The following is an 11,456-nucleotide window of genomic DNA, read 5'->3' on the forward strand; positions in this document are numbered from 1 at the left end:
ATTTCACCATTCCATCCTGCATTCGTAATTACGTAATGATTATTTATTTTACTACTAATTTTAGAATCCCAAACTTGTGTTAAATTGCCGTTGTAATCAAATTCTAATTTCCAGTTTTTAATAGGAGTCGTTCCACTATTTTTAATTACAATCGAGAAGTTGTAACCACTTCCCCAATTTGAAGTGACTGAAAAAGTAGCATTCCCATTTCCCGCAGGAGGTGTTGTGTTAGCATCGTCTGTTTTTATAAGAATAGAAGTAGGCTGTGATTTATTCCCAGCAGCATCTTTTGCTATTATTGAAAATGTGTATTCTGTATTAGATTTTAAGTTTTTAATTGTAATGCTATTTGTTGTTGTACTCCATTTCTCTTCTCCGGCAGTAATTTCATATTCCGTAACTCCTACATTATCAGTAGATGCAGTCCAGTTTAATTGAACTGAGTTTGAATTTTTATTTGTAACAGCAATGTTTTTTACGTTTGTTGGTGATTCAGTATCTTTTTGAGTAATAGGTCCACCAAGTAATTCTTTTACTAACGTATCAAGTAATTTAGGTCCACTACAACTATATTTTGGACTTGTACGGCAATCTCCACTTAGTTCCCAAAACATTGCACCACTTAAACCCTTTGTCTTTATATAGTCTGTTTTATATTTCATAGATTCGTTGTCATCATAGCTAATAAACGTTCCTGTAGTCGCATTATATAAATAAGGTACTTTCGCTACATCGTTCCATCCGCGAACAAAACCATTTTTATTCACATAATTAGCTGCTAAATCACCGTAATCGTACACACCTGTGTCACCGGTAGAATAATCATCCCAAGTACCTTTAGAAGCTAGCTTTCCGTCACTACCTGGTTTACAAGGTTGGTATTGCCCATTATTTTCTTTGCCGCAACTTTTCCACCCACGTCCGTAAAAAGGCACACCTAATACGAGTTTATCCGCTGGAACCCCTTCAATTGTATAAATGTCTATCGCACCATCTACGTAAAATTTCGTATCTGCTGCTGGGTCATTTGGATCTTTGTATAGTGCTGCATTATGGTTAGAAGTAGCTTCCCATCCACCGTGGAAATCATATGTCATAATATTAATCCAATCCAGTATTTGAGAGATCTTCTTTAGCTCTGTATGATCCGCATAACGTTGGCTTGCACCTGATGCGATTGTTAGTAAATATTGTTTTCCATCTTCTGCACCAGCTTTCGTTAATGCATTTCGAACATCTTGAAGGAGTAGGGTGAAGTTTTGTTTATCTTCAGGACGATAACTACCACCAGGAATCGTTTCAACACCCGGGTATTCCCAGTCTAAATCCACGCCGTCAAATCCATATTCGCGAAGAAAGGCTACTGTAGATTCAGCGAATACTTTTCTTGTTTTTTCATCAGCGGCCATATCAGAAAAACGGTTAGACCAAGTCCATCCACCAACTGAAATAATTGTTTTTAAGTGAGGGTACTTAGCTTTTAATCGTTTCAGTTCTCCGAAATTTCCGCAGCGGGCATATTTATCACAATCTTCCCAAGTTGTACCCGATCCTGGATAAGATTTTGTGACATCAGCCCATGGTTCACCGAGTACGAGAGTGCCATTAGGGACCTCTTTATTTTGCAGTGGTACACCAGATTCTTTACAGTTCCACGTTTGTTTATTTGGATTATCGGGGTGAGTAGAAGGGTTTCCATGTTTTCCATTCCAGCAAATATCAGCGAAAGCATAGTTTAAATGAGTTAGCTTTGATGCATCAATGTCTGCAACTTGATAATTACGTCCGTACACGCCCCACGAAGGGAAATACCCAACAATTTTTTGACCTTGCTTTGGTGAATCTGCTAATGCGAAATTTGGAGTAATAAAGTTTGTGAGAAAAAGAGGTAAGAAGAGTAGTAGGGATAGTAATAGCAGCGTGAATTTTTTTGATCTCATAGTCATTTCTCCTTTCAAAATAAAAGATATATTTAAAGGCATACGCCAATAAACCAAAATGAATCTAGACGTATGAAACGTCTAGATAAAAAATGATCAGACATCACGAAGTCTATACAAGGGAGCTGGGGGTGATTAAATCGTAGCAAATGTAAGATTTGGTGTAAACGCTTTATTGGACTCGAGAAGACTTTCTCAATATGAAGTGGCTCTAATACAGATTACACATGAAAATAAAATATTGATTAGGGGGGAAAAGGCTTCTTGTAATTAAATTTGAGAAAAAATTGTATGAAGTCAATTTGTAATAGCGTAGCGAGATGAGAAAATATCATGTAAAATAATAGTAAAAATATGTAAAGGAGCGAGTGGTGTGGATGTCTTTTTGAACATTGCTGAAGAAAAAATTCGACAGGCAATACGGAATGGAGACCTTGATCATATTCCGGGAAAAGGAAAACCACTACAATTAGAAGACCTTTCAATGGTACCTCCAGAACTTAGAATGAGTTATAAAATTTTAAAAAATGCGGGTATGATTCCACCAGAAATGGAACTACAAAAAGATATATTAAAAATAGAAGACTTAATTGCGTGCTGTTATGATGAAGCAGAGAGAAAAGAATTACAAGAAGAGTTAACAGCAAAAACGCTTCGTTTTCAGCAGGTAATGGAAAAGAGAAAGATTAAAGATAGTTCAGCTTTTCGTATGTATCAAGGTAAAGTATTTCGTAAATTACGCTAAGAGGGATAAGATGAATACATTTGAAACGATCGAAGAATTAGCAACATATATTGAAGAACAACAATTAGTGATGCTCTTTATTAAAACGGAAAATTGTGGTGTTTGTGATGTTATGCTAAGAAAAGTAAATGGCGTACTAGAGAATTATGATTACGTAGAGAAAGTAGAAATATTACTCCAAGACATGCAAGAAATTGCGGGGCGATATGCAGTATTTACAGGGCCAACGGTTTTATTATTTTATAATGGAAAAGAGATCCTTCGTGAATCGCGCTTCATTTCACTTGAAAATCTAGAAAGAACCATTCAATTATTCGAAGATTAAGGGAGGCTTTTATATGGAATTTATTATTGTCATACTATTATTTGTTGTAGTTGGAACGATCGTAACAGCAGTTCGATCAAACAAAAAGAAGGTAAATCTTACGAAACAAAATAACATTCATAATTCATCTAACAACTCATCACCATTATTTTTCTTTGCTGGATCTGATAATGATAGCTCGCATGGAGGATCACATGATTGTGGAGGATCTTTTGGCGGAGATAGCGGAGGTAGCTGCGATGGTGGCGGAGGCGGCGGTGATTGATGAGAATACGCCCTATAACGGGCGTATTTCTTTTTAAACAAACGTTTGATTAGTTGGCTTACATATGCATAACAACAGTTAAACAAACGTTTGATTAATATTTTTAACGTACTAAGGGGAATAGAAATGAAAAGGGAACTGAAAGTGAAAAACAAGGGGAAAGTAGTGTTATTTTTATTAGCTGCGGGAGGCGTAGTTCTTGTTAAATTAGGATTTAAAATTGGAATCATACATATGATTCGAACGTGGTTTGAAAGTACGTTTTCTTAAATAAGGAGTATAGCCTCTTGCGATAGAGGTTTTTTATTTGTTATTATTAGACTGAACGGTCGGTTTAAAGAGGTGTGAATATGAGAAGAAGTGCAGAAGAGATAAAGAAAGAAATTGCCTATAAAGCAGAAAGTCTGTTTTCACAGAAGGGCTATGCAGCTACATCTATGGAAGAGATTTGTGAAATTACAGAGCGAAGTAAAGGAAGCATTTATTATCACTTTAAAAGTAAAGAAGAATTATTTTTATTTGTAGTGAAACAGCATACGTATGATTGGCTTGAAAAATGGAATGAAAAAGAGAAGTTGTATAGTACGAATACTGAAAAACTATATGGTCTCGCGGAATATCATGTCGAGGACATACAGCAGCCTATTTCAAATGCAATAGAGGAATTCTCTATGAGCCAAGTTGTAAGTAAAGAGATTTTGGATGAACTATTGGCTTTAACTAGAGAATCATATGTTATGTTTGAGAAACTAATTGAAGCAGGCATACAGTCTGGAGAGTTTCGTGAAGATAATACGCGTGATCTTATGTATATTGTGAATGGATTATTATCGGGGCTTGGAGTACTTTACTATGAGTTAGATTATAAAGAGCTGCAACGTATTTATAAAAAGGCAATAGATGTATTGTTAAAAGGAATGGCAGCTGAATAATAAGTCAGTTGCTTTTCTTACAAAATAAACTAGACCGAACGGTCGGTTTATGAAAGGGGAATGAAAATGAACGCTTTATTTAAAAACCGAGCATTTATGCTCGTTATGGCATCTGATATTTTACAACAATTTGCAATTTGGATCAGAAATATGGCTCTTTTATATTTCATAATGGAGCGAACGAATAATGATCCAGTTTCAGTTTCTTTGTTATCGGTTATGGAATATGCACCTATTTTTATTTTCTCGTTTATCGGTGGGGCGCTAGCTGATCGCTGGAATCCGAAAAGAACGATGGTTGCTGGAGATGTATTAAGTGTACTGTCTATTGTAGGAATTGTCTTGTTGTTAAAGTTAGATTATTGGCAGGCTATATTTTTTGCAACACTCATTTCCGCGATTGTAGGTCAGTTTTCTCAGCCATCATCTTCGCGTATATTTAAGCGCTATGTAAAAGAAGAACAGGTAGCAAATGCGATTGCATTTAACCAAACATTACAGTCATTATTTCTGATTTTTGGACCAGTAGTAGGATCGCTTGTGTACACACAACTTGGTTTATTTACGTCACTATATAGCTTAATCATTTTATTTTTGTTATCTGCTATTGCTCTTTCGTTTTTACCAAAATGGGTGGAACAAGAGCAAGTGGCGAGAGATTCATTGAAAAATGATATAAAAGAGGGGTGGAAATACGTTCTTCATACGAAAAATTTACGTATGATTACGATCACTTTCACCATTATGGGCTTAGCTGTTGGACTAACGAATCCATTAGAAGTGTTTCTTGTAATAGAACGGCTTGGAATGGAAAAAGAAGCAGTTCAATATTTAGCCGCAGCTGATGGAATCGGTATGTTAGTCGGTGGGATTGTTGCTGCAGTTTTTGCTTCAAAAGTGAATCCGAAAAAGATGTTTGTATTCGGTATGAGCATATTAGCAATATCATTTTTAGTAGAAGGGCTATCTACATCATTTTGGATTACTAGTTTCATGAGGTTTGGAACAGGTATTTGTTTAGCTTGTGTTAATATCATTGTCGGTACGCTTATGATTCAACTTGTACCAGAAAATATGATTGGAAGAGTAAATGGAACAATTTTGCCGCTGTTTATGGGGGCGATGTTAATCGGAACTTCACTAGCTGGAGGATTGAAGGAGATGACTTCACTAGTTACTGTATTTTGTATAGCAATGGCACTTATTTTATTTGCGATAGGGCCGGTTCTACGCATGCAAATAAATAAAGAAGATGTCGCTAATAAAGAGGAAATAACAAATTCGTTAGCTTCGAAATAACCATTGTAAGGGAGCAGAATTGCTCCTTTTTTTGTGGCAATCTTTTGACAATGAAATGCCCCAACTATATACTGATGATGTAAAAACGATTTTACAGGTTAGGAGAAATGGTGTGAAAAATCAAATCTATGAATTACGCACTGAAAACAATATTTCACAAGGTGCATTGGCTGATAAGTGTAAAGTTTCTAGACAGACGATAAATGCAATTGAGAATAATAAATATGATCCAAGCTTAGCGTTAGCATTCCGTTTAGCTGAAGTATTAGGAACAACTGTTGATAAACTATTTTTGTACAAGCTGTAGGGGGAATAGTTGTTGGGGAAAGAGAAAATAAGCCTTGTAGTTACGACATTAGTGGCTATAAGTACGTTAGTGTTTGCACTTTATTATTGGTTAATTGAACTTCAAGTAAACTGGTATGCACTATTTATTTGTAGCATCGCATTACATTATATGTTTAAAAGTTTGGCATCGCATAATGTGGAAGGGACAACGGAGGAGAAAGAAGATGTAGAAAAGCATGTATTAAAAACAAGTGCAAATGTTACGTATTATGTACTTGTTGTATTAATTTTTGGTTTGTTTTTCGCATCGGTAGGTTTTAATAAATGGATTGATTTTCATAACATACCGCTTTTGTTTGCGTTATGCGCTGCGATAGTTGTAAAGCCGGCTGTAGAATTTTTACTTGTAAGACGTTATCGATAAAATAAGAAAAAGATCCTCTTCTCATATGAAGAGGATCTTTTTCTTATAGCGTTTTCGTTTTTGGACTAGGTGGTGTAACGGATGTACTATTTTCAGGAACTCTAGTTAATAAGAATCCACCGATAATGAACAGTACAATAATACTAAGGACACCAGCGTTTGTTTTTCCCGTTAATTGCGTCGTAACACCGACTAATACTGGACCCATAATCGCTGCGAACTTGCCAAATATATTATAAAATCCGAAGAATTCATTTGCAGATTCTTTAGGTACTAGTTTTGCAAAATAGGAACGACTAAGCGCTTGAATACCACCTTGAGAAGTGGCAACTAACATTGCTAAAATCCAGAAATCGAGTGTTGTTTTTAAGAAATAAGCATATGTGCAGATAATAATATAAATAATAATACCGACATATAGCATTTTTTTCCCTGTAAATGTTTCTGATAATTTTCCATATAATAAAGCGAATGGACAAGCTACAATTTGTGTGACAAATAAGATGATTAATAGATTCGTTGCACTAATACCGAGATCTGTTCCGTAAGCGGTAGACATAGTAATAATTGTATCGACCCCGTCAATGTAGAAGAAATAGGCGATTAGGAACATGAAGACTGTTTTATATTCTTTAATATTTTTAAAAGTATCAGCAAGGCGTTTGAAGCTCATTGCAATCGGTCTTGGATGGCGTTCAATATAATGCGTTTGCTCTACGTTTTTTAGCATTGGAATTGTAAATAATCCCCACCAAAGAGCTGTTATTGCGAATGAAATTTGACTAGCAATGCCGACTGATAAAGGGATAGTTCCTTTTTGAGCAAGAATAATAAGAGCGATACAACCGATAAAAGGAATGGTGCTCCCAATATAGCCTAATGCAAAGCCTCTTGTAGAAATTCGGTCCATTCTATCTTTAGAGGTAACATCTACTAAAAATGCATCATAAAAAATGTTTGCTCCCGCAAAACCGATTAGTGCGAGCATATAGCAACCTAGTAATAAGTACCACTGAGATGTTGGGACGACTGCTAGCATACTTGTAAATACGATGCCGAGTCCGAAGAAGAATGTGAAAAATCGTTTTTTAAACCCTTTATAATCAGCAACTGTGCCGAGAATAGGAGCAAGTATAGAAATTAACAGTGTAGCGAACGAGTTTGCATATCCCCAATATGCTGTTGAAGTTGCACCAGATAGTCCAGCTTCTTTTGCAGCTGCCTTAAAGTAAATTGGGAATAATGCAGTTGTAATGACGAGCGAATATACCGAGTTCGCCCAATCGTATAATATCCAGCTTTTTTCTTGTCTGGACATTTTTTTCATATAATGTTCCCCCTTAAATTTGTTCTACTAACAGTGTACAAAAATAAAAATTATAAAAAGAGAAACAGTGATGATTTTTACATAACTTTTACATATATACACAGTTCTTTACAATTGAAGTAAATCCTCTACAATTGATCCGTCTGTTTCACCTAAGTGTAAACCGAGTAGCCTAGCGATAGTCGGACCTTCATCAATAAGTCTCATATACGGGATGGTAACACCGCTTTTTATCCCTTTCCCACCAGCAATAAAAATTGTTTCATAGTTAGGTTTTGTCGGGGAGTATCCATGCGTACCAAATGTATATTTTTTACTAGGCGTAACATCTTTTTCAGTAATTTCTTTTATAAAATCGCCTGTATAGTTTTCAGTGAAATAATAGCCTTCTTGTGCTTCCAACATAAATAAACAATTACCATCTGCACCACAGTCTTTTGCAGCTTCATCATGTAGTATAAATTCAATACCGTTTTGTTTATTTTGAAGTAATTCTTCAAGTAGTAGTTGTACTTTTTGAATTGTATCTGTATCATTTTTGTCTTTCACATATACATAGGCAGAGCCATCGCAACTTTGGCAATAGGCCTTCCAGTCTACTAATTTTCCTTTTGAGTTTATAGATATAAGCCCTTTTTGATGAAATAGTACATTTAATTGAATGGCTTTGTTTTCACTTAAAGCGCTATGATCACCAAGAGCAATAATTGTACTCTCTTCGTATAGATCACTGTCTTTTAAAGCTTGAATAATTTTTCCTAGCCGTTCATCATGTCTATGAATTGCGGCTATTGTTTCTTGAGATTCAAAGCCGTAATAGTGTCTTTGGGTGTCTAAATCGGTGAAATGTACAAACATGACATTAGGCTTTTTCGTCTGAATTGTATGCACAGCAGAAGCAAGTACGAAATCATCGAGTTCAGGCTGGGATAAGCCATTTCTTATATGACCAAAACGTTGATTCAAATCTAATTGATATAGCGGGCTACCGCTAAATAATGAAACTAAAATTTGATTTTGCCACGGTCTATTTGGAAAAATTTCTGGTAAATTGTAATCAATATTTGCTCTGCCGGTAACAGGCCATAGAAGGGCAGCTGTCGTTAAATTTGCTTTACGTGCTTCATCGTATAACGTTGTTCCTTTAATGGATTTTCGATACCAATGCCAATCTGGTGACTCGCGTCCAGGTTGAAGTAATGTATTGCTAACTACGCCATGTTTATTAGGGTAGTTTCCAGTAACGATTGTTGAGTGACTTGGATATGTTACAGAAGGATAAATAGGTTCCACTTTTCTCGCCATCGCGCCCTTGTTTATTAATGTTTGGAAATTAGGAAGTTTTTGTAATATAGGAAAATCTAAAGCTGATAAGCAATCGAAAGATAAAATAATGACGTGGTTTGTTAATGCTTTATCCATAAAGTTCCCTCCTGATTATATAAAACCTATTCTTATATATTACTATTAATACCTAGTAATAAAAATATATTTCTAGGTAAAAATTTATTATTTATTTTCAGAAAAGTTAAACATATAATTAAGTATAAGGGAATGAATGGGAGGAGGAAACACTATGGATTGGCTAGATGGATTTAGTATCTTTTATATCATTGGCGGAATTACGATTATCCTTGTATTTGGTATTTCGTATTTACTAAAGAAACGGTTTCCAAACAAACAGTTCGATATTATATTTGCACTTAGTTTAATACTTCTTTGTTTAGCATCCTTTCCCGTTACAATGATGGTAATTGGTGGATGGGAAGGAATGGGATATGGATTTATTGGTTTTTTCGTTCTACTTGGTACACTTATCGGTATGATTGCACATCAACTTTTAAAAATCACGAGAAAAAGCTACGTATAAAACTGCAAAAAACGAAAAGAATATATAAAAATGAGAAAATTAGCTATTGTTTTAAAAAAGAATTTGTATTATGATAATCAACAAATTTATTTCGTTATAACGATGAAAAAGGACTAGTACATGTTCAACCTTTTTAGCAGAGAGAGAATCAGCCCGGCTGAAAGATTCTTAAAAAGGCGATATGGAACCTACCTTTGCGTTCTGCATATGCAGCGGGAATTTCCCGTTATCAAAAAGAGAGCATGCGCAATTTTTGTGCATGAATCAGGGTGGTAACGCCGGCAAAGCTCGGTCCCTATTTAGGGACGCGGGCTTTTTTGTATTTTCAAAAGGAGGAAGACTGACTATGGCAAAAGAACAAGTACAAGCGATTACGAAGATGGAAGAGGACTTTGCACAGTGGTACACAGATATTGTAAAAAAAGCAGAGCTTGTTGATTATTCAAGTGTAAAAGGATGTATGATTCTACGTCCGTACGGTTATGCCTTATGGGAAAATATGCAGAAAGTGATGGATGAGAAGTTAAAAGCAACTGGTCATGAAAATGTGTATATGCCAATGTTTATCCCAGAGAGTTTATTGCAAAAAGAGAAAGACCATGTAGAAGGGTTTGCTCCTGAAGTAGCATGGGTGACACATGGCGGGGATGAAAAGTTAGCAGAAAGACTTTGTATACGCCCTACATCTGAAACTTTATTCTGTGAGCATTTTTCAAAAATTGTGCAATCCTATAATGATTTGCCAAAGCTATATAATCAGTGGTGTTCAGTAGTTCGTTGGGAGAAAACAACGCGACCATTCCTTCGTACAACGGAATTCTTATGGCAAGAGGGTCATACAATTCATGAAACAGCAGAAGAATCTCAAGCTGAAACGTTACATATTTTAAATCTATATGCTTCTTTCTGTGAAGACTACTTAGCGATACCAGTAATTAAAGGACAAAAAACAGAGAAAGAAAAATTTGCGGGCGCAAAGGCGACTTATACGATTGAAAGCTTAATGCATGATGGGAAAGCACTCCAAACAGGAACATCTCATAACTTTGGAACGAATTTCTCTGAAGCATTTGATATTAAGTTTTTAGATCGTAACGGTAAGTGGCAATATGTACACCAAACATCTTGGGGTGTATCAACAAGAATGATAGGTGGACTTATTATGGTTCATAGTGATAATAATGGGCTTGTAATGCCTCCTAAAGTCGCACCAGTGCAAGTTGTTATTGTACCAATTGCTCAGCATAAAGAAGGAGTTTTAGCGAAAGTAACAGAGTTACAAGAACATATTCAAAAGGTTGCACGAGTAAAAATAGATGCTAGTAATAAAACACCAGGCTGGAAATTTAATGAGTATGAAATGAAGGGCATTCCAATTCGATTAGAAGTTGGCCCTAAAGATATTGAAAAGAATCAAGTCGTACTTGTAAGACGAGATACGAAAGAAAAAGAATTTATATCAATGGATCAATTAGAAGAACGTATTCCAGCATTACTTGAGGAAATTCATAATTCTTTATTTAATAAGGCAAAAGTATTTCGCGATGAGAATACGTATAGTGCGACGAATTTCGAAGAGATGAAAAAAGTAGCGGATGAAAAGCAAGGATTTATTAAGGCAATGTGGTGCGGAGAATTAGCTTGTGAAGAGAAATTAAAAGAAGAAGTTGGAGTATCTTCACGCTGTATGCCTTTTGAGCAAGAGCATTTAGCTGACGAATGTATTTGTTGTGGTCAAGAATCTAAACAAATGGTGTATTGGGGAAAAGCGTATTAATACTCTTTCTGATAGGTGATAAAAAGGACTTTGGGCTGCATAATATAATGCAATCCAAAGTCCTTTTTAGTTTTACAATTTATTTCATGTATGTTTTAGATGGAAGGATGTGTTTTATTTTGCATTTTTACGGCGAATAAATAGTAACATACCGATTAGGAATGTTGAAAGTCCCATTAAAATAGATGCAGGATAATGTGTTGCCGTATTAGGTAACTTATCGCCTTGTTTTTTCTCATTATCTTTTACATTGCCACCTTGAGA

The 11,456-nt window shown here is 35.5% G+C and carries 14 protein-coding genes and 1 other annotated feature; of the genes, 10 read left to right on the forward strand and 4 right to left on the reverse strand.

The annotated features are described in order from the left end of the window. The coding region (locus tag MR113_RS25360; protein WP_242257270.1) for a glycosyl hydrolase family 18 protein at window positions 1-1,940 on the reverse strand (1,940 nt) is incomplete at its 3' end. Window positions 1,941-2,313: 373 nt separating this feature from the next. On the opposite strand from MR113_RS25360, the gene MR113_RS25365 reads away from it, so the two are divergent. The 8 genes from MR113_RS25365 (at window position 2,314) to MR113_RS25400 (ending at window position 6,218) form a co-directional block, all read left to right on the forward strand. Next, the gene (locus MR113_RS25365) at window positions 2,314-2,685 is read left to right on the forward strand and encodes a DnaJ family domain-containing protein (protein WP_000382352.1); all 372 of its coding nucleotides are present in this window, start codon (window positions 2,314-2,316) and stop codon (window positions 2,683-2,685) included. A gap of 10 nt (window positions 2,686-2,695) precedes the next feature. Continuing rightward, a complete protein-coding gene (locus tag MR113_RS25370) occupies window positions 2,696-3,010 on the forward strand; it encodes a thioredoxin family protein (RefSeq protein ID WP_242257271.1) in 315 nt (104 codons plus the stop codon). A gap of 13 nt (window positions 3,011-3,023) precedes the next feature. Next, on the forward strand, window positions 3,024-3,275 hold the full coding sequence (locus tag MR113_RS25375) for a hypothetical protein (protein ID WP_000394367.1): 252 nt from the start codon (window positions 3,024-3,026) through the stop codon (window positions 3,273-3,275). 126 nt (window positions 3,276-3,401) lie between these two features. After that, window positions 3,402-3,545: a hypothetical protein gene (locus tag MR113_RS25380; protein ID WP_000817921.1), complete on the forward strand. Its 144-nt coding sequence runs from the start codon at window positions 3,402-3,404 to the stop codon at window positions 3,543-3,545. Window positions 3,546-3,625: 80 nt separating this feature from the next. Next, window positions 3,626-4,207, forward strand: coding sequence for a TetR/AcrR family transcriptional regulator (locus MR113_RS25385; RefSeq protein ID WP_001254436.1), 582 nt, complete (start codon window positions 3,626-3,628; stop codon window positions 4,205-4,207). 66 nt (window positions 4,208-4,273) lie between these two features. Next, entirely contained in the window at window positions 4,274-5,506 is a 1,233-nt protein-coding gene (locus MR113_RS25390) for an MFS transporter (RefSeq protein ID WP_242257272.1), read from the forward strand. Window positions 5,507-5,561: 55 nt separating this feature from the next. Further along, window positions 5,562-5,813, forward strand: coding sequence for a helix-turn-helix transcriptional regulator (locus MR113_RS25395; RefSeq protein WP_002070345.1), 252 nt, complete (start codon window positions 5,562-5,564; stop codon window positions 5,811-5,813). 12 nt (window positions 5,814-5,825) lie between these two features. Continuing rightward, window positions 5,826-6,218 carry a hypothetical protein gene (locus MR113_RS25400; protein WP_242257273.1) on the forward strand — a complete coding sequence of 131 codons (393 nt, stop codon included), beginning with the start codon at window positions 5,826-5,828 and terminating at the stop codon, window positions 6,216-6,218. A gap of 43 nt (window positions 6,219-6,261) precedes the next feature. On the opposite strand, the gene MR113_RS25405 is transcribed toward MR113_RS25400, so the two are convergent. After that, a complete protein-coding gene (locus MR113_RS25405; protein ID WP_061676697.1) occupies window positions 6,262-7,545 on the reverse strand; it encodes an MFS transporter in 1,284 nt (427 codons plus the stop codon). 108 nt (window positions 7,546-7,653) lie between these two features. Then, entirely contained in the window at window positions 7,654-8,967 is a 1,314-nt protein-coding gene (locus MR113_RS25410; RefSeq protein WP_242257274.1) for an alkaline phosphatase family protein, read from the reverse strand. Between the two features lie 154 nt (window positions 8,968-9,121). On the opposite strand from MR113_RS25410, the gene MR113_RS25415 reads away from it, so the two are divergent. Together MR113_RS25415 and proS are read left to right on the forward strand one after the other, a co-directional pair. Continuing rightward, the gene (locus tag MR113_RS25415) at window positions 9,122-9,415 is read left to right on the forward strand and encodes a YesK-like family protein (protein ID WP_242257275.1); all 294 of its coding nucleotides are present in this window, start codon (window positions 9,122-9,124) and stop codon (window positions 9,413-9,415) included. Window positions 9,416-9,508: 93 nt separating this feature from the next. Then, window positions 9,509-9,715, forward strand: a binding site (T-box leader). 46 nt (window positions 9,716-9,761) lie between these two features. Further along, window positions 9,762-11,192, forward strand: coding sequence for a proline--tRNA ligase (gene proS / locus MR113_RS25420; RefSeq protein ID WP_242257276.1), 1,431 nt, complete (start codon window positions 9,762-9,764; stop codon window positions 11,190-11,192). 114 nt (window positions 11,193-11,306) lie between these two features. Here proS and MR113_RS25425 read toward each other — a convergent pair. Continuing rightward, a partial coding sequence (locus MR113_RS25425) for an LPXTG cell wall anchor domain-containing protein (protein ID WP_242257277.1) occupies window positions 11,307-11,456 on the reverse strand: 150 nt, incomplete at its 5' end.

Origin of the sequence: Bacillus cereus group sp. BfR-BA-01379, assembly GCF_022663605.1 — a bacterium.
In the GTDB taxonomy this organism is placed as follows: domain Bacteria; phylum Bacillota; class Bacilli; order Bacillales; family Bacillaceae_G; genus Bacillus_A; species Bacillus_A mobilis.

Bases quoted from the DNA above. Each gene is read 5' to 3' on its own strand.
- MR113_RS25370 (WP_242257271.1), top strand. From the start codon at position 2,696: ATGAATACATTTGAAACGATCGAAGAATTAGCAACATATATTGAAGAA.
- MR113_RS25375 (WP_000394367.1), top strand. From the start codon at position 3,024: ATGGAATTTATTATTGTCATACTATTATTTGTTGTAGTTGGAACGATC.
- MR113_RS25380 (WP_000817921.1), top strand. From the start codon at position 3,402: ATGAAAAGGGAACTGAAAGTGAAAAACAAGGGGAAAGTAGTGTTATTT.
- MR113_RS25385 (WP_001254436.1), top strand. From the start codon at position 3,626: ATGAGAAGAAGTGCAGAAGAGATAAAGAAAGAAATTGCCTATAAAGCA.
- MR113_RS25390 (WP_242257272.1), top strand. From the start codon at position 4,274: ATGAACGCTTTATTTAAAAACCGAGCATTTATGCTCGTTATGGCATCT.
- MR113_RS25395 (WP_002070345.1), top strand. From the start codon at position 5,562: ATGCCCCAACTATATACTGATGATGTAAAAACGATTTTACAGGTTAGG.
- MR113_RS25405 (WP_061676697.1), bottom strand. From the start codon at position 7,545: ATGAAAAAAATGTCCAGACAAGAAAAAAGCTGGATATTATACGATTGG.
- MR113_RS25410 (WP_242257274.1), bottom strand. From the start codon at position 8,967: ATGGATAAAGCATTAACAAACCACGTCATTATTTTATCTTTCGATTGC.
- MR113_RS25415 (WP_242257275.1), top strand. From the start codon at position 9,122: ATGGATTGGCTAGATGGATTTAGTATCTTTTATATCATTGGCGGAATT.
- proS (WP_242257276.1), top strand. From the start codon at position 9,762: ATGGCAAAAGAACAAGTACAAGCGATTACGAAGATGGAAGAGGACTTT.